This window comes from Microcystis aeruginosa LEGE 91341 (genome assembly GCF_015206885.1).
Classification (GTDB): Bacteria; Cyanobacteriota; Cyanobacteriia; order Cyanobacteriales; family Microcystaceae; genus Microcystis; species Microcystis aeruginosa_H.
The window spans coordinates 1-20,941 of sequence record NZ_JADEXY010000045.1 but is presented as its reverse complement, the minus strand read 5'-3'; the positions used below and the strand labels follow the sequence as shown (position 1 = coordinate 20,941).

The window sequence follows — 20,941 nt, the reverse complement described above, 5'->3', positions numbered from 1 at the left end:
ATCCTCACCGCCGTAAACGGACGGTGATTCCCAAACCTCACGATTTAGGTTTCTGCTTCTTTCCCTTGCGGGGTTCCGCACCTGCCTTAACAGATTTACTCTGTTCTGGTCTTATGGTCGCTCTACAGACTGACACCGCAAGCCCTGCGGCCAAAATGTTTTTACTTGCGTTAACATCTCGGTCATGGTGAATCCCACAGTCTGGACAGTCCCACTCTCGAACATTTAACGGCATTTTCTCAGCAATATACCCGCAATTACTACATCTTTTAGAGCTAGGAAACCATCTATCTATTTCGATGTAATTTCTCCCATACCAACGGCATTTATAGGCTAATTGTCTAGTGATTTCTCCCCAACTAACGTCAGATATTGCCTGAGATAATTTCGGGTTTTTGACCATATTCTTGACGGCTAAATTCTCAACTACAATCGTTTGGTTTTCACGAACTAATTGAGTGGTTAGCTTATGTAGATGGTCTTTTCTACTATCGGTGATTTGAGCGTGAATTCTGGCTACTTTGATTCTTGCTTTTTCCCGATTTTTTGAGCCTTTCTGTTTTCTAGAAAGGCTTTTCGATGCTTTTCGCAGTCTCCGATAATGCTTTTTAAAGTGCTTAGGATTAGATACTTTATCGCCATCGCTGGTAATTACTAGGCTACTAATTCCTAAGTCAATTCCAATGGCTTTATCTGTTACTGGTAAAGGCTTAATCGTTGGGTCATCAAATCTAATTGAGATATGCCAACGTCCAGAAGGATGTAATCTGACTGTTACTGTGCTTGGTTCACAGCTTTCTGGGATTTGTCTTGACCACCGAATAGGTAAAGGTTCTGTGCATTTAGCTAAATAGATTTGTCTGTCTTTAAATTTAAAAGCAGATTTGGTAAATTCGGCACTTCCTCCTTGATGTTTTTTCTTAAAGTTGGGATACTTAGTACGACCAGCAAAGAAATTAGTGAAAGCTGTTTGTAAATGTCTTAACCCTTGTTGTAAGGGTACACAGCTAACTTCGTTTAAAAACTCTAATTCTTCTTGTTTTTTCCAATCGGTTAGCATTGAAGAAGTTTCAGTATATCCTACTCTTTCTTGTCTTTCGTACCATGCTTGTGTTCTGAGATGGAGAGCTTTATTGTAAACTAATCTTACACAGCCCAAAGTGCGCCGCAATAGCGACTCTTGTTCGGGTGTGGGGTAAAATCGAAACGAATAGGCTTTTTCCATACCTCACATTCTAACACATATTTTGTAAATGCGCTAAGATTTAACAGCAAAGCCAACCTAAAACGGCGGGGTTTCAGACCCAAAATTTCCGATGAAATTCATGATGAGTGGATTCGCAATCTTTTGAAGAATAGACCTGATCTCACGGAGGAGCGTCTTCACCGCACAAAAGCTCTGATGAACAGTAATGTGCGTGACTGTCTCGTTCAGGGTTATAAAGATCTAATTCCATCGCTAAACTTACCAGATGCCAATGACCGTCATGTACTAGCAGCTGCCATTTGTGCAGGAGCCGATGTGATTGTTACATACAATCTGTCAGATTTTCCGGCTACAACTCTTGATCAATATGGTATCGAGGCTCAGCATCCCGATGAGTTTATTATTCATCTGATTGATTTAGCTCCTTCAGTGATCTGTGAAGCTGCTAAGCAACAGCGAATGAGTTTAAAAAATCCACCGCAAAGTGTTGATGAGTTACTTGCAGCTTATGAAAGGCAAGGTCTAGCCCAGACTGTAGCAGAACTCAGGGTGTACGATGGACTACTTTGAAATTCTCAAAACTTTGTCTATCCAACTACATAATATACGGAAACTTTTTGTATATCACACTAAATACACATTTAAAAAAAAATCTTTCCGCATATTACTCTCATAGCGATCGCAAGAAACTTTCCCTAATAAAATTACAAGTAAGCGTGTTATTTTGAAAATCCCACGGGGTGGCTGATACAAAATTAGGTTATACTTCATCTTTATGAGAAAAAATGCCATACCGGAATCTAATTTTGGGGAGATTGACTACCATATTTAACTTCATTTGTCAAGAAATTCGCTCATTTTTAGGTGCGCCATCGCACTTAAACCCACAGATGCAATCAATCTACATGGTGCGTTCCCCAAAAATCGATCGCCGGAGCAGTAGGAGCCACATTGGGGAACGCACCCTACAGCTATGAGATGTTCAGCACAACTTCGTAAACATCCCCCTCTTTAGGATTAGCAACAAGGTACGCAAACCCATTACCTTTTTGCGTTGGGCTAATGACAAATTCGCCTAGATTATCATCACCAAATACATCCCATTCTTCAAGCGTTACCCCAGTGGGATGACCGAATGCCCCCCGAACAGATGGCGTAATTTTGTCGCCAGCATTAATGTTCTGATATTTGCCACTAGGCCAAACCTTTTTGCCATCGACTTCGATGTACAAATTATCTGGCAACATCTGACCGAGCGATTCCAGTAAGCTTCCTGCGCCTTTACCGACCAAAGTGCCAGCAACAGATCCAGCTGTACCTGCGAAAACAGCACCAGGACCAGTTAGAGCAGCCAAAGATCCAGCAATTGCTCCTCCTAATGTGGAAGAAATTGCCGTAATAACGCCTGTTGCAATACCACTTACCCCCGTTGAGGGGGTAATACATGTAACGGATACAAATTGATAATTTGACATCTTATCTTTATCCTCAGATTTTGGTGATTATCACGTTTCTTGATTTCGACTTGGCAGTCTAACGACCCCGTTCACCCGCCGCTAGTAACCTTTCGGACTCAACCAACCATCTTAATACGGTCGGTGTGCAACGGGATTGTTATGCAGTAATTGTAACGTGTACCATTTAACCAAGAAAACCTCGAATAAAATCAGTGATTTTTTGTGCTTCTTCTGGAACAGACTCAAACGCACTCTTGATTAGATGACTTGCCACAACTGTTTTATCGAGGGTCAAAATTTTTGCTGCTTCATAGAACTCATTATGTTTACCAGCTCTAGATGCAGAATCTAGTAGATCATCGACTTCCGCTGCTGACATTTGCAGTTCTCGCTCGAATCGATCATAAAAAGGTGTTCTATCAGTAGCTTGAATAATCCATGCTTCAGGCCATTCATTACCTGGTATAAACAGTAGGCGCTTCTCTACCCAATCTTTAGATTCTTTTTGCTCAGCAGGATTTTCAAGAGCTTTTATAAATTGATTAATCTGCTCAGTTTTCTTTGATGACTTATCTCCATCAAGGAATACACAAACTTCAACCATATTATCTTTTTTATGTCTTTCTTCTTTGTACCTTGCAGCGAGGTGTCGCATAACTGCTGCGGCTGAGCCAATAGGCAAAATCTTGGTACGGGAGCGAAGTTCTTTGTCTAGAACCGTTTCCAATATTAACTTAGCTGCTTCATCTTCTACTAAAATATCCAACTCGGCATTTGGGCGACCTGAAAGCTTTCCAGTCGCATAAGCTGGAGAAATTTCACATATGATATCAGTCTCAACGCCAGTGCGTTCAAGAAAAATTCTACCCTCTGGAGGCAAGCATTCAAGAATACGAGAAGAGTGAGTTGTACAGATAATCTGAAATTTACGCTTCTTGCAAACTTCTTTCAGCTCTTTGATTAAGCTTTCTTGAGCTTTTTCGTGAAGACCAAGTTCTATTTCGTCAATCAAAATCAGAGAGCCATTTGGACATTCATTAATAATCGAAAACAACTCGAATAAAGAGTGTTCACCTGCCCCCATGTTGAAGCCAGAGTAGATTTTCTGATCTTTTTTAGCTACAACGGGAATTCTATATCTTGAATGCTGCCTATAACTGAAAATAGTGTAGTCAGTGCCAAGTATTCTACCCACTACCTGACGAACATCATCTTCCCAACCGTGATCGATTCCTGACTGAAATTTACCCCGATAACTCTTAGATACACTTCTTTCTGAATGTGGAACAATGCGTTCAACTCCAAGAAATACAACAGTGCGACCAACTCTAGAATCGTAATTATTCCAACGACCATTTAACTTCTTAACGCGGGTTTGCTTTCCAATTCCAGGTTCACGACCTTTCCAGTTATTGTGAAGAATTTCATAGACAATCTGTATCTCACCAAGTGCAGCTTCTTCCTTAGTCTGGACAAAAAAATCCGAAAAAGTATAGTAAGGCTGTTTTCTCCCAGATAGCTTAAAGCCGTTGGGTGCATTGTGAAAAGCACAGGCTGCTAACGCAAGAACTGTGGTTTTACAAGAACCATTACGCCCTGCTATCGCTGTTATTGGGTAACGAAAATCTACAGTAACATTTCTAAGACCTCGTATCTGACCTCGCGAGACCTTGATCGTGCGTAGTGTTGCACACGAATTGTCATTAGGAAACCATTTAAGGTTATCCTCATCTAGTTTTGAGCAGTTGTATGCCATTTAAAGAGTGTCATTAGAAAAAATACTCAAAACAGAGCAGTACCTATAATTCCTAGACAAAATTATAGCTGCTCAATCGGACGGATTTGAGCCTACTCTAACCACATATTTGCCTTGAACTCAAAGAAATTACCCCTGCGTACTGCCCCTACCGAGAAGTGAGCTGCATAACTACATAATATACGGAAACTTTCCACATATCACGCTAAATACACATTTTTTTAAGAAATCTTTCCGCATATTACTCTCATAGCGATCGCAAGAAACTTTCCCTAATAAAATTACAAGTAACCGTGTTATGCCGAATTATTATAGGTGTTCTCAGATGTTTTGAAAATCCCAAAGGGTGGCCGATACAAAATTAGGTTATACTTCATCTTTATGAGAAAGGATGCCATACCGGAATCTAATTTTGGGGAGATTGATTACCATATTTAACTTCATTTGTCAAGAAATTCGCTCATTTTTAGGTGCGATCGCTTTTTACACGATTATTCCGGTTCCGATTGCTTGGCCTGATTTTGGCAGAATTGCCCGATGGATTCCCTTAGTGGGCTTATTTTTGGGTTTAATTCTAGTTTTACTCGATATGACTCTAGCTGGTCTGGGAATGCCACTCTTAACTCGTGCGGTTGTCCTTGTGGGGGTTTGGGTTTATCTAACGGGAGGACTACACCTTGATGGAGTTAGTGACACGGCCGATGGTTTAGCTGTCACTGACCCCCAGCGCCGTTTAGCGGTCATGGCCGATAGTGTTACCGGGGCCTTTGGAGTCATGGCCGTGACGATGGTTTTGCTGCTAAAAATCGCCGCTTTGACTGATTTAAGCGATAATCGAGCCTTAGCCCTAATTTTAGCACCAATTTGGGGACGTTGGGGGCAAGTAATGGCGATCGCTCTTTATCCCTACCTCAAACCCACCGGTAAGGGAGCCTTTCATAAAGTGGCTTTTTGTCTTCCCTGGGACTGTGGGGGAGTAATTTGGGGGTTAATCGCCCTATTTGGCGGTCTAAGGTGGGGAATAATCGCCATTAGTGCTGGAATCGCCCTCGCTCTGCTTACTGGTTACTGGTTATATCGTCGTCTTCGCGGTCACACCGGCGATACCTACGGTGCGGTGGTAGAGTGGACAGAGGCTCTATTCTTGGTTTTTTTGACAATAATTAGCTAATTTTTGCCCTCCACGGCCCGTAAACGGGTTAATTTCAGGGTAAATTTTCCCCCACCGGTTTCTCCGAAAGCTCTCACCCGAATAATATATTTACCCGACTCGGTAATGCGTGCAAAGAGGAGAGCATTAGTGCCACCATCAGGACCATCATCATTTTCCGCTACAGTGGAACCATCGTCGGCCAGGAGAATTAAAACTCCATCAAAGTTTTCCGATTTGAGATCGATGGCCACCTGATCATCCTTGTCCAAATCGACGGTATAATCCCTAGCAAACCCCCCCTCCCCCGTGGGAATATCCTTGTCGGTGAGAGTATCGTTAATTTCTTTGTTGAGGATGAGGGGGACGGGATTATAGATTTTTTCTGCTCGCACCGGTAAAGATTGACCGCTTAACCAGAATAAAGTGAGCAAGACGCATAAACCAGAATAGCGACCAGTCAAAGGGAATCTTGTCATAGGGGCAGGTGTTCGTTTTCTCAATCTCCCTATTCTACAAAAAACTGATAACTATCAGCAGTTCGACAAAATTAAATTCACACCCCAGAAAGGGGGAACAACAGAACTGCGGAACTGCGGAAGGTAAAAATATGTGTAATTAATTTGCTTAGGTACTTATTTCTTGTTGGCAAAACAAATAAAAAAATCCCCCTTGAAGCGAGGGAGCAAGAGGGAAGATAAAACCAGTTTAAGGTAATTGATGAAATTATTAATTGACAATATTTAAAAGAGATTGATTGAAAAAGGAACTAGAAGTTAAAAACTTAAAGAGGGTCTTTCCATGGGCAAAGAAGCTAAAGATTGAGTGATATGATAGGCTTGACCGCGATAGGTAACGGCTACCTTTTTCTGAATGGTTTGAACGACACCACGGTTTTTTAAATAGGGAACACCACGATAGCCTAAAATCATCGGACTGGAAGCAACGGTGGCAGTGGGATTTTTGTCGTAAGGAATGCCGCGATAGGTTAATTTCATAGCTGTCTCTGGAGATAATTAGTGAGCCATTTCTATCTCCATCCGCAGGGAAATTAATTCCAGAAAAGCTCAACTTTTTTCTGGGTAAATATCCTACCAAGAAGACCCCCGATAGCGCATTTCTCGACGCAGAGCATAACGACGGGCAAAATTGGGAACATCGCCCCGATGACCTAATAAAATGACCGTATCGCCTTGCTGTAGAATGGTGGAATTGTCGGGATGGGTGATGACACGACCATCAAATTGACGGATAGCGACGATGATAAAAGCACCCTGTCCCCGCACTTCCATCTGACTGATGGGTTGTCCCAAAAAAGGCGAATCGCTTAAAATCGAGTATTCTTCAAATTGCAGGTCGATATCGGCTAATAATTCGTTAAGATTGCGCCTACCTTCATCTTCCTGTAAAAAATCAATCGCGGCCGGATGGGTGATTAAATGGGCCATTCTCTCCGCTCCAATGGTAGCAGGTAAGACCACTTGATCGGCTCCAGCTAATTTTAATTTTTTCTCGGTGCTGGGATATTCTCCCCTAGCGATAATGTATAGTTGCGGACTGAGTTCCCTTGCGGTTAAAGTGATGAAGACATTTAAGGCATCATCGGGTAATACCGTCGCTAAAACTCGTGCTTTGTCGATACCGGCTTTTTGGAGAATACTTTCATCGGTGGCGTTACCATTAAGAGTTATGTAACCTTTTTCCTGAGCTAATCGAATGCGATCGGGGTTATTATCGACGATAATAAAGGATTGGGCTGTTTTTGCCAATTTAGTCGTTAGGATGCGTCCTATGCGCCCAAAACCGCAGATTATGACGTGATTTTCTAGGGATTCCATCTCTTTATTCATCCTGCGATCGCTAAAGGCTTTGTTAATTTCTCCCTCGGTTAGCATCTGAAAAAAACCTCCCACCACATAAACGGCCGAAGTGGTCCCACAGACGATAACTAACATGGTAAAAGCTCTCAGACTGGGAGTGTTAATCGGGTTAACTTCCCCGAAACCTACCCCAAATATGGTGATTATCACCATATAAACGGCATCGAGAAAACTCCAACCGTAGGCCATATAACCGATAGTTGCTCCGACTACCGTAGCGAGAAAAAAACTCGCCCCGATGATAATCCTTTTCAGTGAACTTTGCATCGATTTCCGTGACCTGACCATCTAGCCATTAGCTTACAGCAGAATCGAGGGGACAGGTTTTGTGGTTTTGGGGTTTTGTGGTTTTGGCGTTTTAGTTCAATTTCTCCACTTCCCCACTTCCCCACTTCCCAATTCATAATTCATAATTCATAATTCCCTTTCAGTGAACTTTGCATCGATTTCCGTGACCTGACCATCTAGCCATTAGCTTACAGCAGAATCGAGGGGACAGGAGACAGGAGACAGGAGACGGGAGAAGGGTTTTGGGGTTTTGGGGTTTTGGGGTTTTGGGGTTTTAGTTCAATTTCCCCACTTCCCCACTTCCCCACTTCCCAATTCATAATTCATAATTCATAATTCATAATTCCCTTGAGACTTGACATTGGGGACAAAAATGAGAGGAGCGTCCACTTAATTTAATTCTGGCAATAGTTGCACCGCAAAGACGACAATTTTCGCCATTACGACCATAAACCCAGGCCATCGAGCCATAATTGCCATTAACTCCCGTAACGTGGAGAAAATCGCTAAAACTGGTGCCGCCTTCAGCAATCGCTGTTTCCAATACAGAAATAATGTTTTTTGTCAATAAGTCTATTTGCTCAATTTTTAAGAGATTAGCGGCAGTTTGGGGATGGATACCACTTTTAAAAAGAACTTCATCCGCGTAGATATTACCAATTCCCGCGACTACATTTTGATCGAGGAGAAAAGTTTTAATCGGACGACGACTTTTTTGACAGTGACTATAGAGATAATTGGGGGTAAAATTGCGATCGAAGGGTTCCAGTCCCAGTTTTTTCAGACCAGTAATCACGCTTTCTGGGGTTTTATTGGCGGCAATCCACCAAATTTTCCCGAAAGTGCGGGTATCGACAAAGCGCAATTCTTGCTGATTGGCAAAAAAGAAGCGTAAGCGCGTATGAATTGGCAGGGGAGTGGTATCTTTTACCCAGAGCAATTGTCCGGTCATACGCAGATGAACCCCGATACTGCTACCATTATCTAAATTGGCGAGGAGATATTTGCCTCGGCGCTGCCAATTGGTAATCGTAGTCTGAGCAATTCCTTGCAGAAAAGTTGCCTCGCAATTAGGATAGGCTAGGGTACGCTGTAATAATACTTCCCCACCGATAATTTTTTTGCCTTGGGTAACTTGATTTAACCCGCGACACACCGTTTCTACTTCTGGCAATTCTGGCATATAAGTGATTGAACAAAATTAAGTTCTTGGTTAGGGTAGGCAAAAGGCAAAAGATAGATAAACAGAACTTTTTATCGGCAAACGAACCCAAATTAACGTCGATTCTACTTTAACTTTAACATTTCGATAGTATCAATTATTTCTCGTTCAAAACTGACTTGAGCGCGATTAGTTTTCCCACCAATATAAAAGCGATCACCCGATTGTAAAGCCCAAATTTGCGAATGGGAAAAGTAACTCATTACCACTCCCATCATCAATAAAGCAAAACCTAAATAGACGATAGGCACTCCCGGATCTGCCTTAATTTGTAACCCTGTACTGCCCACTAATTCGACTATTTTTAGATTAACTCCATTGATAGGAATCGTCATTCCTTCTCGTACAGCAGAGGTTAAATCTCCCTTAGCATCATAGACAATTACCGTACCTTGTAAATCTCTGGTTAAAAGAGAAACTCCCTCACTAAGATCGGTTTTAGTCGGAATCCAAGTCCCCCAGATTTGTCCATTACCTTTCGTGTCTAAACTAGCCATCGGTAGCTGTAGGATTGGACTATTATTTACCTGTACTTTTACCCCAGCAATCCCCCAACTGGTTTGATAAAAAGTCACCCCTTTATGGTGCAAAGGTTGGTTAACTTGAATAGTTTTGCGATCGATCTCCTGTCCTTGATTATCAATCACCGACAAATCAGAATAGAATTGTTCTACGTCACCTTTAGGACTATAATCAATCCAAAAACGATTAACTTTAATCCCCCAATCTTTAGGGAGATAATTTTTAGATAAGGGTCCAGCTTCAATAATATTTTTAACCTGAAAACTATCGCCACTAGCTACCATTTCTTGAGCAAAAAAGCCGGTTAACGCTCCCCAGATCGCTCCTGCTAAAATAATTAACATGGCTGCATGAACGATAATCGGACCGATTTTACCAATCAGACCTTTACGAGCATAAAGACTGTTATTTTCTAGAAAAACTTTGTAGCCTTTTTTTTCTAATAAGGGGGTTAAAGATTCTAGGGAACCAGTTTCTAATTCAGCACTTAAAGCTAGTTTTTGAAATTGGCGAGATTGTTGATAAAATTGCCAGTTTCTGGCTGCCTTTAAAGCGGGTAATTGTCGTCGGAAGGTGCAAGCGGTTAAACTGGAACCGAAGAGAATTAATAATGATAGATACCACCAAGTGCTATAAACATGATTTAATCCCAATAGTAATAAAACTTTCCAAGTCAGAAAGCCAAATAAAGCCGGTTTCTCAGGATAATTAGCCTGGTAAAAAGATAGGGATTGTCCCTGTTCGATTACTGTCCCAGAAATGCTAAAAATAGCGATTAAAAGTAAAAGAATAATTGCCAATCGCAGATCGGCAATAGTCTGGATAAATTTACGTCCCCATCGGGCCGGTGTATTCTTTAAATTTGAGGAAGTTTCCGATATAGTCATAGTTAAAAGTTTTACAATTCTAGCCAATTATCTATCATAACTCTCCACCATCACAGCAGACGGGATAATAAAGAAAAAACTCCAAAACCGATTAATAAAACCCCACTGACAGGATTAATCCACCCGGACCATTGACGTAGGGAAAGAAAGCTTTTCAGCGAGGCAGTAAAAGAACCGACGATAATTAGGGGTAAAACATAGCCAGCAGTGTAGGATAACAATAATCCCCCTCCTAAGCTTAAATCTCCCGTATTTGCCACCCATGCCAATAACGTTGCTAGAACAGGTGTACTGCAAGGAGAGGCGATTAAACCAAATGTTAAACCGAGAAGATAGGACCGCAAAATCGGGGGAAAATCGCCGGTAATCCAATCTGTAGCGCCAAGGGAGGGGAAGCGCAGGGGTAATAATTCCAAGAGGTTTAACCCCATCAAAATAGCGATCGCACTGACGATAATTGGTAAACCGATCCCCACCTGTCCATAGACTTTCCCTAGAGTAGCGGCAATTAGTCCCAATCCCGCTAAGGTGGTGGCTAATCCTAGGGAAAACCATGTGGACTGCCAAAAAGCCGCTAAACGACCTTTATTTTCGTAACCCCCGATATAAGCGACGGTAATCGGCAACATCGACAGCATACAGGGGGTAAGACTGGTGAGTAAACCCGCTAGAAAAATCACGGCAATACTGACAAAACTAAGGTGAGTTAGTTGGGAAGTTACTAAGCGATCGGCGTATTGTTCAAGGTGATAGAGTTGAGTCTGTAATTGGTCTAACATATTGGGGAATTTTTCAGGCTAAATTTGGCTCATTTCTAGGATATTACCATCGGGATCACTGACAAATAATGCCTTTCTACCCGATGCACTCATTTGAATTGTATAACCTTGACTTTCTAGATAGTTACCCATGGCTGTCACGTCATCAATAGCGAAGGCAAGATGAGGATTACGTCCCCATTTTTCGGGATTGGGACGGTAGTTTTGGTAATTGCTATCGACAATTAAATGAATTTGATAATCTCCCACTTGATACCAAACCCCATCGTATTGAAAAGGGCGATCGATTCTAGTCAATCCTAGAACATTTTCGTAAAAGTTAATGGCTTTTTCTAGCTCCGTGACTAAAATCGCCGTGTGTAAGGATTTTGTGATGTTCATAGTTAATATCTGACTCGCGGATCGAGCCAACTATAGGTTAAATCGGCAATTAAGTTAAAGATAACAATTAAAATCCCATAGATAAAGGTAATCGCCATCACTACGGGGGTATCACTGCGGGAAATAGAATCGATTAATAAAGCACCGATTCCCGGCACACGAAACACTTGTTCTGTGACTAAAGCTCCAGTAAAAATTGAGGGAATATCGAGAGCAATCAGGGTGACAACGGGAATTAAAGCATTGCGAACTATATGCTTAGTTAGGACAGAAAAATTAGTTAGTCCCTTCGCTAAGGCAGTTTTAACGTACTCTTGGTGAATTTCTTCAGTTACGGAAGAACGCACGAAACGCATCAACATCGCTCCTTGATATAAGCTTAATACGGTTACGGGCATAATTGACTGTTTCACCTGCTCGATCAAACTATTAAAATCACTGATTTTTAGGGTACTGTTATAAAAAGATGGTAGCCAGTTTAACTGCACACTAAAGATAATAATTAATAACAATCCCGTCACAAAGGTGGGTAAAGAAAAGCCAAGCATCGAAAAAGTAGAGATAATTTTGTCTAACCAAGAATAGCGCTTAACTGCTGAAATTATGCCCAAAGGAAAAGCGATTAAAACCCCGAACATATAGGCACTACCGACAATCCAGAGAGTTGTGGGTAAACGCTGCCAAATTAGGCTAAAAACTGGGCTGCGACTGGTGAAAGAATAGCCCATATCTCCTTGAAGAAATGCTAACAACCACTTGACATAACGCACGGGAAGGGGTTGATCTAATCCGAGACTTTTGCGAATATTTTCTCGCACCGCTTCCGTAATAGCAGGATTAGCGGCAAATTCCCCCATCGGATCCCCCGGCGCTAGGGCTAAAATGCCAAAAACCACCATACTAATGGCTAAAAGAGTGGGAATCGAAAATAATAATCTTCTCAGAAAATATTTGAGCATTTATTTACTACGCTTCCAGTCTTTGATGTTCCAAGTATTTCTATCCCAGGGAGTTAATTCAAACCCCGACAAACTATTGCTAATTGCCACCACATCGGCACGATGAACTAGGGGAATAATCACAAAATCATTAATTAACATATCATTCATTTTAATCGCTATTTCTCGCCGTTTTTCTGGGTTTAATTCTTGACTAAAAGCTTGCCATAATTTATCGTATTCAGGATTGCAATAACGAGCATAATTATCCCCGGCCCAACCATCAGCTTTTTGAGGAATTTCGCCACAGGTAAAGGTTTTAAAATAGGCTTTCGGATCGGGACTATTATTACCTGTAGTGTACATTTGTAGGTCAGCATAAAACTTTTCTACCGTGTCATCGTTAGCAGGATCGCTAGAAAAGAAAATACTGGCATCAACAGTTTTTAATTCTACTCCTACCCCGATCGCTTGTAAACTTTGTTTGATAATTTCTTGGGTTTTCTGACGAAGAGGATTGACGGTAGTTTGAAAAACTAATTTCATTTCTACCCCATTTTTATCCCTAGTGCCATCACCATTACTATCTTTCCATCCCGCATCATCTAGTAATTTCTTAGCCTTTTCTAGATTAAATTCATAGCTAGTATTGGGAGAATTATATTCCGATGGCATCACAATAAAATTAGGAGTTGTTTTCCCAGTAATACCATAAAGTTGCGTGGCAATAGTATCTCTATCAACGGCTAAAGACAAAGCTTCTCTTACTTTCACATCACTCAAAAAAGGATGGGGAAACTTAATACTAGACCTCTCACCTTCAGCAGTAGCTTGATTAGGATCGCTCAGATTAAATAAAACTCGTTCAATCAAAGAACCGAAACTAGATATTAACTGACCCCGACCCGCTTTTTCTAAATCACTTAAAACCTTGGCCTCTACTTGCAAATTATAGGCATAATCCGCCTCCTGTGTCTGTAAAACCGCTCGTGCCGCAGAAGTGGCATCACCTCCTCCTTTTAATTCTATTCTTTGAAAACCTAATTTATCTGCTTCTCGAAAGAAAGAATTTGGTTCATAAACTGCCGTATCTCCCGGTTTAAATTCTACCACTTTATAGGGTCCAGTTCCCACCGGTAATAAATTGGCAGGGGCTTGACGTGCCGTTTCATTGCTATACTTTTCATAGAGATGGGCGGGTAAAATCATCCCTTCTGTTCCCACAAAAACTAATGACCAAGCGGGATTAACTTGCTTAAAAGTTATTTTAACCGTATGGGGATCGATCGCTTCCACACTTTTAACTATTTCATAATTGCCGGCGCTAGTAGAACCAGTTTTCGGATTGGTAATAAAATTATAGGTAGCGATGACATCTTTGGCAGTAAAAGGAGTACCATCCGACCATTTAATATCTTTTTTTAGCTTCCATGTCACCGATTTACCATCCCGGGCAACTCCCCCATTTTCAATAGTAGGAATTTCTGCCGCTAAAAAAGGAACTAATTCCCCCTTTTCATTAAAACTAGCCAAAGGTTCTAAGGTAATGCGACTCGCTTCTGAGTCTTTAAATCCCGTGGAGAGATGGGGATTTAAAATCGTCGGTGCTTGCCAATATAAAAGTTTTAAAGTTTCTGAATTATTATTGGTCGTTGCTGGGGGATTATTAGCTGTTTGTTGACGACAAGCACTAAAAAGCAGCGTACAACTAAGGGATAAAATTAACAAGGGCAAGAAAAGCGATCGCTTAAACATTTTTAGTGACAATCAATAATTCAACAGGGTGACTTAGGTGATTCCCTACCCCACCAATAACAAGTTATCAGACATTGAGTCTTGATCTCGATCGATTAATTGATTATTTGCCCTCATCCATTCCTAGTCAAGTTAAATCGATCGTGCTACGATAGCGATGCTGTACTAGACAATAAAATTCTAGGCACGGCGACGAAAATGCTTATGACCTTATTTCATCAGGGTGCGACAGCAGCGGAAATCGTTAATCGTTACCCATCACTAAATCTAGCTGACGTTTACGCCACGATTGCTTTTTACCTCAAGCACCAATCGGAAGTAGAATCCTACTTGCAACAGCGACAACAGCAAGCACAGGAGATTCGGGTAATCAATCAAGGGAGATTTGACCCCCAGGGATTGCGAGATCGCCTTCTTGCGCGTAAAGCAGCGCAGCAAGAATGATTAAGCTTCTGGTTGACGAGAACTTTGATAATACTTAACTGGTGCGTTACGGCGGATTACTAATTTTGGTTTTTCATTCCAAGCTTATCACCGCCTAACGCACCCTACAAAATTGCTTTTGCATGAGTAGAAAACGGGTTTCTCCGAGAAACCCGTTTTCTGTGCGTTACTCAAGGGATTTAGTATGACTTCACAGATTAATATAGGAATAAATCTTCTTGGTAAAAAATATTATGTTTGGCAAGAAACAACCGAAACAACCGAACCAAGCGCAAAGTATGAGCGGTGTAACCGTCAATAGCGGTGTCGTTCAACAAGCTCAAGCGGGGCGGGATCTCCAGCAAGCTCAATCAGGGAATTTGGAAACCCAACAGGAAATCACCAATACAGAGGTGGTTAAGCAGTTGGAAAATCTGGAAACAGCGGTGAAAGCTTCATCTCTTACTCAAGAACAGAAAGATGAACTCCTAGACTATCTGCGTCCTGCCAAACGCGAAGCAGCAAAGGAAGGAGGGAGCAAGGATTTAGTGGGACAAAATCTAAAACAGGTCAATGAGACGCTGAAAACCGTAAAAGAAACCACAGAGGCGGGAAAAAGCCTGTGGCAAACTGGACAGGAAGTTTTTAAAGCGATCGCACCTTGGCTGGGTGTAGCGGCGAAATTTATCGGGCTGTAGAGGGTTTTATGAGGTACGAGTAATGGCTTCCCAGGATCAGAAAATTGACCATAGTAGAATCACCAATAGTTCGGTTCAGCAAGAACAAGCTGGACGGGATGCTGTCAGCTTTCTCAATAGCGATGATAACCGAGTTATCATTAACAATATTACCCAGCGTTTGTTTGGTAAATCAGAACCAATTGAAGTAGATTGGGATTGGGGAAAGCGAGTATTAAAGGAGAAACAGTTACCAGAAATTCGCCAGCGATTGACTGATACTTTGGGATCCGATCGCATTTTTATGGATGTGGCGATCGCTGAACAATTATCTTGGGTAAATCGATCGCCCTTGGAAGCAGATCGCAGGTTGCAAATTGATGGGGAAGATTGCGGTATTCTCGATCCCAATAAAATGCTAGTTGAGACGTTTGGGCGGGATGATATTGAAGGGAAACTGCTAATTTTAGGTGCGCCTGGATCGGGGAAAACGACGGCATTGTTGAGTTTAGCTGAACAGTTGGTTTGTGGTGCGTTAGACCAGCCGAAAACGGTGATTCCTGTTTTATTTGAACTTTCCACTTGGCGCGATGATAAGCAAAGTATTCACGATTGGCTGATTGAACAATTATATGATTTGCATGGGGGCGATCGCAAGGACAAAATATATGAGCAATGGTTAAAAAGACAGATATTATTACCTCTGTTGGATGGTTTAGATGAATTAGGCTTAGAAAGACAGAAAAAATGCACTGTCAAATTGAATGAGTTTGCGCGAACCTATCCCCAATTGGTGGTTTGCTGTCGGGTTAAGGAATTTGAAGCAGTAAATATGAAGCTACGTTACCTCAGAGGTGCGGTCTGTCTCCAGCCTTTAGCTGACGGACAAATTGAGACTTATCTCCACAGAATCGGCCACCCGAAATTATGGTCAGCCATGCAAACAAATCCGGTTCTGCACAACCTTTTAGAAACGACTTCAGAGGGCGATCCTGGTTTATTGCGAGTGCCTCTATTCGTTAAGTTGACCGCCGATGTGTATGATATAAATGAACCTATTAGCAGCAAAAAAGAACTATTGGAGAAGTATATTGAACGTCGGTTATCTTTTGATAGGCGAGATCGCGATCGTCATAAAGCAATAGAAAAGCGTAAATGGGCTTATAAAACGGTAGAAACGGAACCCAAGCTACAGGAAACTATCAACAGTCTAAGCTGGATTGCACGGCAATTACAGGCTAATAAAACGGTAGATTTACTGATTGAGAAAATGCAGCCTAGTTGGATTGAGTCTAAACATTTACGTTGGCAAGATCGGCTGATTTTTCGGCTGATTTTTGGGCTGATTGGGGGACTGATTGGGGGACTGATTGGGGGACTGATTTTTGGGCTGATTGTTGGGCTGATTTTTGGGCTGATTTGTGAGCTGAGTGATATCGAACCTGTAGAGGCGTTTCAAATTTCAATGTCAAGTACAACAAGACAAAAATCTTTAAAAGAACTTCGTGATAAGCTGCTGATTTCTCTGCTGATTTTTGGGCTGATTTCTCTGCTGATTTCTTCGCTGATTGTTGGGCTGATTTCTTCGCTGATTGTTGGGCTGATTTCTTCGCTGATTGTTGGGCTGATTGCGTGGCTGATTGGGTTTCTGATTGGGTGGCTAAAACAGGAATTAAATGTGCGATCACGCCCCAACCAAGGTATATGGAACTCTTTACAAAGTATGTTTTGGACAGCTACTTTTAGTTATCCTTTATGGGTTATTTTTGGTATAGCTAATTTTTTAGCTATAAGGGGAAAAAAAAATTATAACTGGCTAAATATACTATCTTCTCCTGACTTCCTGAAAGAGGGGCTGTTATTAGCAGTAATTCTGGCACTAATGATGAGCTTCATTGGTGGTGGGCAAGCCTGTGTGCAGCATCTTTGCTTGCGTTTTATCCTTTGGAAAAGTGGTACAATTCCTTGGAATTTTGCCCGCTTCCTTAACTACTGTGTCGAGAGGCGTTTATTATTGCGTATTGGTGGGCGTTACCGTTTTCTGCACCGCGAATTGCTCGATCATTTTGCCCAGAGTGGTAGCTGATCATGTATGGCTGAGTTGGCGAAAAGAAAAACATAGCGATCGCTGATCTTGTAGGGTGCGTTCCCTAATGCAAGTCCCACTGATCCAGCGATCAATTTTGGGGAACGCACCATGCCCATTGATTAAAGCTGTGGGTTTAAGTGCGATGCCGCTCTTGTGGGACCAGTTGGGGAATGTTAGCGAAGATTCCCGATGTTTAGGTTAAAATAGAGGGGCAAAAGTTGCAACCAGTTAATGATAGTAAGACCACCCCTCTACAGCAAAGAAGAATTAGCCCGACGTGGTAATCAGATTTATTAGACTCAGATGCGCTCTCAAGTCGAGGAGGGTAATTATGGCAAAATACCACTATATCCTTTTTCCTTTTTCCCTTGAAACTTACTCTCAAATTATATGAGCTAACGGCTAAGGGTGATAATTTTCTGAAAATCTCTTTGAATAATAGCAAAATTTTTATCAGTTAAAAGCGGCACATGAACGAATAAGGCTCTCGGATGATATTTTAATACTTGAAAATATAATTCTTCGCAGACAAACTGACCAGCATTATCGCTGATATAACTATAGTTAAGATTTTTAATTAAATCTGGCAAGGGAATTGGTGTCAATAACTTTTTTGTGCTACTCCTAGCCTGAGATTCTAAACTTAAACGATAACGACTTTCTGCCATGCCACAACAAATAACTAAATCGGTTTTTTTGTCTTGAATAGCTTTGATAACTCGTTCACTGGCTCGATGGGTATTGACGGGAAGTTGACGCAAAAATAAAAGATTTTTTGGACAATTATCTTGCATAGATACTAACAAATCATCGGAGGAATTACTCTGGTGATGACATAACCAAGGTGCAAAAGAAGTTAAGAGAATTGTCAAGTTATCTCCTGATGGTTAATGGGGATGATCAACAAAAAAGCGATCGAAGGGACAAAAATTGCTACACTAACTGACGTGACCTCAATTAAAGACGAGATTGATATTCTATGCAACGCCGTAAATTTTTGCTTATTAGTGGCAGTTTAGGCGGTTTTAGCTTGGCAGCTTGCGCTCATCAAATTTTACAGCCTGTTACTTCCAAAAATCCCCCTGAGTCGGCTGTTAAACAAGCACAAAAGGCGAAAAAAGTCAAGATAATTGTGATTAGTGACCTTAATAGTCAATACGGTTCCACTACTTACGATCCCGAAATCGATCGAGCTATCCCCTTAATTATCAATCATAAACCCGATCTGGTTCTCTGTGGCGGCGACATGGTAGCAGGACAAAAAAGCAGCTTGACAGAGGCAGCAATTAACGCCATGTGGTCAGCCTTTGATCGCCATATCGCCGCGCCCCTGCGAGCTGCTAAAATACCCTTTGGTTTTACCATCGGTAATCATGACGCTTCTGGAGCTTTATCCGCAGGAAAATTTATCTATGCTAAGGAGAGAAAATTAGCCCAAGATTATTGGCAAAATCCCCAACATAATACAAGTTTAAATTTTATCGATAAAACCGGCTTTCCTTTTTATTATACTTTCACTCAAAATGGTATATTCTATCTAGTTTGGGATGCCTCCACTCATTTAATCTCTCGGGAACAACTAAATTGGGCGGCAAAAAACTTGAGTAGCCCCGACGCTAAAAATGCTAAAATGCGGCTAGTAATCGGTCACTTACCCCTCTACGGTATTGCCGTGGGCAGAAATCGACCGGGGGATTATTTAGCCGATGCCGAGCAATTAAGAGCGTTTTTAGAGGGACATCAGGTGCATACTTATATTAGTGGCCATGCTCACGCTTACTATCCGGGTAAACGGGGGCAATTACAATTATTACACGCGGGAGCTTTAGGCAGTGGACCGCGACGGTTATTGAACAGTGAACAAGCACCTAGAAAAACCCTAACAATTGTCGATATTAATCCCCATCAACAGGAGACAGTTTACACTACCTACGACATGAAAACCCAAGAAGTGATCAATATTACCAGTTTACCTCCTCTGATTATGGCTCCCAATGGGCAGGTTTTACGTCGAGATATTCCATCGGTTAACTAGAAAGGAATTCCCATAATGGCCACCGTCATCAGCACCGTTAATATGAAAGGAGGAGTAGGAAAAACTACTCTTACCGTCAATCTTGCCACCTGTTTAGCTAAATTTCAGCAAAAACGAGTCCTTGTCCTCGATTTAGACGCTCAAATCAGTGCGACTCTTAGTTTAATGTCTCCCCACGAATTCGCCCAACTGCGTCGCAAAAAACGCACTTTAAGCTATTTATTAGAAGCAATTATCAAACCCAATCCCTACAATAAATTAACTATTGATGATATTATTGTACCCTCAGTCTGTGAGATTCAAGGCTTAGATCTACTGCCGGGAGACATCGAGCTTTATGATGAATATGTCGTCTCAGAAACCCTGCATCATCAAGCAATTTTACAGGAAGATTTAGGCTTTGATCATGCTTGGAATAACCTAGAAAGAATCCTAATTCAAAAAATAATTGACCCCATTCAAGACCGTTATGATTATATTATCATGGATTGCGCTCCGGGCTATAATCTGTTAACTCGTAGTGGTCTATGTAGCAGTCATTTTTATTTACTACCTGCCCGTCCAGAACCTTTATCAATTGTCGGCATTCAGCTATTAGAAAGAAGAATAGTTAAACTGAAAGCTAGTCATCAAGAAACCGACCCGATTAACCCCGGTTTACTCGGTATAGTTTTTATTCTTTCCGGTGGTGGTTTACTCAGTCGCTACTATAATCAAGTCATGCGTCGGGTGCAACAGGATTTTCAAGCCCATCAAATTTTTGCTAATGCGATTCCTATGGATGTTAATGTAGCTAAAGCTGTGGATATGTTCGTGCCTGCGGTAGCAGCCATGCCCTCTTCTAGTGGTTCCAAAGCTTTTATGAAACTCACAGAAGAATTCTTGATCAAAACCAAAAAATAGGAGATAATTACTATGGTCATTGAGTGGTTAGAATTTCAAGTTAACCCCGAAGCGAGGGAAAAATTTATCCAAAAAGATGAAGAAATTTGGACAAAGTTTTTAGCAAAACAACCAGGTTTTTTAGGTAAAGAAATTTGGATTAATCCCGCCATCGAGGAGGAATTAATTATCGTTGCCCATTGGCAGACGCAAGAACAGTGGAAAGCTATCTCCAAAAATTTACTTGATGAGACCGAAGCCAAATTTTCCCTAGCCATAGGAAAAGATAATTATCAATTAATCAAAGTCAAGGAATTTCAAGTCAGAAAATTTCGAGAAAATTGTCAGAACCATTGAGGCTCTGTGGGACCATGATCAAAAATCAATCTATCTTTTTGTCCCCTGTCAACCTAGCCAAACTTGTCCTGAGGGGCTAAAGTGTGCTATAAGCAGTCAGACTCTTTATATGGTCTTTATTCTTTCCGATTAGGTAAATTACTGATGACTGAAGCTAAACGCGCCCTAATTACCGGCATCACCGGTCAAGATGGTTCCTATCTGAGCGAATTATTATTAGAAAAAGGCTATGAAGTCCACGGTATCATCCGTCGTA

General features: G+C 41.4%; 22 protein-coding genes. 9 read left to right on the top strand and 13 right to left on the bottom strand.

The window, feature by feature from the left end; all coding sequences use genetic code 11:
- Window positions 1–37: 37 nt before the first annotated feature.
- Complete coding sequence (locus IQ234_RS09040) at window positions 38–1,225, bottom strand: RNA-guided endonuclease InsQ/TnpB family protein (RefSeq protein ID WP_193956848.1); 1,188 nt, start codon at window positions 1,223–1,225, stop codon at window positions 38–40.
- Between IQ234_RS09040 and IQ234_RS09035 the strand changes: the two genes are divergently transcribed.
- Window positions 1,181–1,777 carry a PIN domain-containing protein gene (locus IQ234_RS09035; protein WP_228008436.1) on the top strand — a complete coding sequence of 199 codons (597 nt, stop codon included), beginning with the start codon at window positions 1,181–1,183 and terminating at the stop codon, window positions 1,775–1,777. The genes IQ234_RS09040 and IQ234_RS09035 overlap by 45 nt on opposite strands.
- A 401-nt stretch (window positions 1,778–2,178) precedes the next feature.
- On the opposite strand, the gene IQ234_RS09030 is transcribed toward IQ234_RS09035, so the two are convergent.
- Entirely contained in the window at window positions 2,179–2,682 is a 504-nt protein-coding gene (locus IQ234_RS09030) for a hypothetical protein (RefSeq protein ID WP_193956847.1), read from the bottom strand.
- A 166-nt stretch (window positions 2,683–2,848) separates the two neighbouring features.
- Window positions 2,849–4,420 (bottom strand): ATP-dependent nuclease, encoded by a 1,572-nt coding sequence (locus IQ234_RS09025; RefSeq protein WP_193956846.1) that lies wholly within the window; start codon window positions 4,418–4,420, stop codon window positions 2,849–2,851.
- Window positions 4,421–4,832: 412 nt separating this feature from the next.
- Here IQ234_RS09025 and cobS point away from each other — a divergent pair, with 412 nt between their 5' ends.
- Window positions 4,833–5,591 (top strand): adenosylcobinamide-GDP ribazoletransferase, encoded by a 759-nt coding sequence (cobS, locus tag IQ234_RS09020; protein WP_193956857.1) that lies wholly within the window; start codon window positions 4,833–4,835, stop codon window positions 5,589–5,591.
- Here the strand turns inward: cobS and IQ234_RS09015 are convergent.
- The 9 genes from IQ234_RS09015 to IQ234_RS08975 all read right to left on the bottom strand — a co-directional run bounded on the left by IQ234_RS09015 (window position 5,588) and on the right by IQ234_RS08975 (window position 14,222).
- Window positions 5,588–6,049 carry a PPC domain-containing protein gene (locus IQ234_RS09015; RefSeq protein ID WP_002766150.1) on the bottom strand — a complete coding sequence of 154 codons (462 nt, stop codon included), beginning with the start codon at window positions 6,047–6,049 and terminating at the stop codon, window positions 5,588–5,590. The genes cobS and IQ234_RS09015 overlap by 4 nt on opposite strands.
- A 297-nt stretch (window positions 6,050–6,346) precedes the next feature.
- Window positions 6,347–6,568 (bottom strand): DUF4278 domain-containing protein, encoded by a 222-nt coding sequence (locus tag IQ234_RS09010; RefSeq protein ID WP_193956845.1) that lies wholly within the window; start codon window positions 6,566–6,568, stop codon window positions 6,347–6,349.
- A 93-nt stretch (window positions 6,569–6,661) separates the two neighbouring features.
- The gene (locus IQ234_RS09005) at window positions 6,662–7,717 is read right to left on the bottom strand and encodes a potassium channel family protein (RefSeq protein ID WP_193956844.1); all 1,056 of its coding nucleotides are present in this window, start codon (window positions 7,715–7,717) and stop codon (window positions 6,662–6,664) included.
- A gap of 358 nt (window positions 7,718–8,075) precedes the next feature.
- The gene (locus tag IQ234_RS09000; RefSeq protein WP_193956843.1) at window positions 8,076–8,921 is read right to left on the bottom strand and encodes a DNA-formamidopyrimidine glycosylase; all 846 of its coding nucleotides are present in this window, start codon (window positions 8,919–8,921) and stop codon (window positions 8,076–8,078) included.
- A 104-nt stretch (window positions 8,922–9,025) separates the two neighbouring features.
- Window positions 9,026–10,369 carry a cytochrome c biogenesis protein gene (locus IQ234_RS08995; protein ID WP_193956842.1) on the bottom strand — a complete coding sequence of 448 codons (1,344 nt, stop codon included), beginning with the start codon at window positions 10,367–10,369 and terminating at the stop codon, window positions 9,026–9,028.
- A 50-nt stretch (window positions 10,370–10,419) separates the two neighbouring features.
- Window positions 10,420–11,148 (bottom strand): cytochrome c biogenesis protein CcdA, encoded by a 729-nt coding sequence (locus tag IQ234_RS08990; protein ID WP_002757062.1) that lies wholly within the window; start codon window positions 11,146–11,148, stop codon window positions 10,420–10,422.
- 18 nt (window positions 11,149–11,166) lie between these two features.
- Window positions 11,167–11,529: a VOC family protein gene (locus IQ234_RS08985; protein ID WP_052277350.1), complete on the bottom strand. Its 363-nt coding sequence runs from the start codon at window positions 11,527–11,529 to the stop codon at window positions 11,167–11,169.
- Window positions 11,530–11,531: 2 nt separating this feature from the next.
- The gene (locus IQ234_RS08980) at window positions 11,532–12,488 is read right to left on the bottom strand and encodes an ABC transporter permease (protein WP_193956841.1); all 957 of its coding nucleotides are present in this window, start codon (window positions 12,486–12,488) and stop codon (window positions 11,532–11,534) included.
- Window positions 12,489–14,222, bottom strand: coding sequence for a peptide ABC transporter substrate-binding protein (locus IQ234_RS08975; protein ID WP_193956840.1), 1,734 nt, complete (start codon window positions 14,220–14,222; stop codon window positions 12,489–12,491).
- 204 nt (window positions 14,223–14,426) lie between these two features.
- On the opposite strand from IQ234_RS08975, the gene IQ234_RS08970 reads away from it, so the two are divergent.
- From IQ234_RS08970 to IQ234_RS08960, 3 genes are all read left to right on the top strand, one after another.
- The gene (locus IQ234_RS08970; protein ID WP_228008435.1) at window positions 14,427–14,666 is read left to right on the top strand and encodes a DUF433 domain-containing protein; all 240 of its coding nucleotides are present in this window, start codon (window positions 14,427–14,429) and stop codon (window positions 14,664–14,666) included.
- A 233-nt stretch (window positions 14,667–14,899) separates the two neighbouring features.
- A complete protein-coding gene (locus IQ234_RS08965) occupies window positions 14,900–15,343 on the top strand; it encodes a hypothetical protein (protein WP_110579857.1) in 444 nt (147 codons plus the stop codon).
- Between the two features lie 22 nt (window positions 15,344–15,365).
- The gene (locus IQ234_RS08960) at window positions 15,366–17,408 is read left to right on the top strand and encodes an NACHT domain-containing protein (RefSeq protein WP_193956838.1); all 2,043 of its coding nucleotides are present in this window, start codon (window positions 15,366–15,368) and stop codon (window positions 17,406–17,408) included.
- Window positions 17,409–17,806: 398 nt separating this feature from the next.
- Here the strand turns inward: IQ234_RS08960 and IQ234_RS08955 are convergent, their stop codons facing one another.
- Window positions 17,807–18,283, bottom strand: a complete 477-nt coding sequence (locus IQ234_RS08955) for a peptidase C15 (protein WP_193956837.1) — start codon at window positions 18,281–18,283, stop codon at window positions 17,807–17,809.
- Between the two features lie 107 nt (window positions 18,284–18,390).
- Here IQ234_RS08955 and IQ234_RS08950 point away from each other — a divergent pair, with 107 nt between their 5' ends.
- The 4 genes from IQ234_RS08950 to IQ234_RS08935 all read left to right on the top strand — a co-directional run.
- Window positions 18,391–19,446, top strand: a complete 1,056-nt coding sequence (locus IQ234_RS08950) for a metallophosphoesterase family protein (RefSeq protein ID WP_193956836.1) — start codon at window positions 18,391–18,393, stop codon at window positions 19,444–19,446.
- Window positions 19,447–19,461: 15 nt separating this feature from the next.
- The gene (locus IQ234_RS08945) at window positions 19,462–20,349 is read left to right on the top strand and encodes a ParA family protein (RefSeq protein ID WP_193956835.1); all 888 of its coding nucleotides are present in this window, start codon (window positions 19,462–19,464) and stop codon (window positions 20,347–20,349) included.
- 12 nt (window positions 20,350–20,361) lie between these two features.
- Window positions 20,362–20,685, top strand: coding sequence for a TIGR03792 family protein (locus IQ234_RS08940; protein ID WP_193956834.1), 324 nt, complete (start codon window positions 20,362–20,364; stop codon window positions 20,683–20,685).
- Window positions 20,686–20,829: 144 nt separating this feature from the next.
- Window positions 20,830–20,941: GDP-mannose 4,6-dehydratase (locus tag IQ234_RS08935; protein ID WP_193956833.1), on the top strand; the 112-nt coding region annotated here is incomplete at its 3' end.

Excerpts from the sequence above, each read along its gene's own strand:
- IQ234_RS08990 (WP_002757062.1), bottom strand. The coding sequence starts at position 11,148 with ATGTTAGACCAATTACAGACTCAACTCTATCACCTTGAACAATACGCC.
- IQ234_RS08945 (WP_193956835.1), top strand. The coding sequence starts at position 19,462 with ATGGCCACCGTCATCAGCACCGTTAATATGAAAGGAGGAGTAGGAAAA.
- IQ234_RS08960 (WP_193956838.1), top strand. The coding sequence starts at position 15,366 with ATGGCTTCCCAGGATCAGAAAATTGACCATAGTAGAATCACCAATAGT.
- IQ234_RS08985 (WP_052277350.1), bottom strand. The coding sequence starts at position 11,529 with ATGAACATCACAAAATCCTTACACACGGCGATTTTAGTCACGGAGCTA.
- IQ234_RS09000 (WP_193956843.1), bottom strand. The coding sequence starts at position 8,921 with ATGCCAGAATTGCCAGAAGTAGAAACGGTGTGTCGCGGGTTAAATCAA.
- IQ234_RS08980 (WP_193956841.1), bottom strand. The coding sequence starts at position 12,488 with ATGCTCAAATATTTTCTGAGAAGATTATTATTTTCGATTCCCACTCTT.
- IQ234_RS08995 (WP_193956842.1), bottom strand. The coding sequence starts at position 10,369 with ATGACTATATCGGAAACTTCCTCAAATTTAAAGAATACACCGGCCCGA.
- IQ234_RS08970 (WP_228008435.1), top strand. The coding sequence starts at position 14,427 with ATGACCTTATTTCATCAGGGTGCGACAGCAGCGGAAATCGTTAATCGT.
- IQ234_RS09025 (WP_193956846.1), bottom strand. The coding sequence starts at position 4,420 with ATGGCATACAACTGCTCAAAACTAGATGAGGATAACCTTAAATGGTTT.
- IQ234_RS09005 (WP_193956844.1), bottom strand. The coding sequence starts at position 7,717 with ATGCAAAGTTCACTGAAAAGGATTATCATCGGGGCGAGTTTTTTTCTC.
- IQ234_RS09010 (WP_193956845.1), bottom strand. The coding sequence starts at position 6,568 with ATGAAATTAACCTATCGCGGCATTCCTTACGACAAAAATCCCACTGCC.
- IQ234_RS09015 (WP_002766150.1), bottom strand. The coding sequence starts at position 6,049 with ATGACAAGATTCCCTTTGACTGGTCGCTATTCTGGTTTATGCGTCTTG.
- IQ234_RS08950 (WP_193956836.1), top strand. The coding sequence starts at position 18,391 with ATGCAACGCCGTAAATTTTTGCTTATTAGTGGCAGTTTAGGCGGTTTT.
- IQ234_RS08965 (WP_110579857.1), top strand. The coding sequence starts at position 14,900 with ATGTTTGGCAAGAAACAACCGAAACAACCGAACCAAGCGCAAAGTATG.
- IQ234_RS08975 (WP_193956840.1), bottom strand. The coding sequence starts at position 14,222 with ATGTTTAAGCGATCGCTTTTCTTGCCCTTGTTAATTTTATCCCTTAGT.
- IQ234_RS09040 (WP_193956848.1), bottom strand. The coding sequence starts at position 1,225 with ATGGAAAAAGCCTATTCGTTTCGATTTTACCCCACACCCGAACAAGAG.
- IQ234_RS08940 (WP_193956834.1), top strand. The coding sequence starts at position 20,362 with ATGGTCATTGAGTGGTTAGAATTTCAAGTTAACCCCGAAGCGAGGGAA.
- IQ234_RS09030 (WP_193956847.1), bottom strand. The coding sequence starts at position 2,682 with ATGTCAAATTATCAATTTGTATCCGTTACATGTATTACCCCCTCAACG.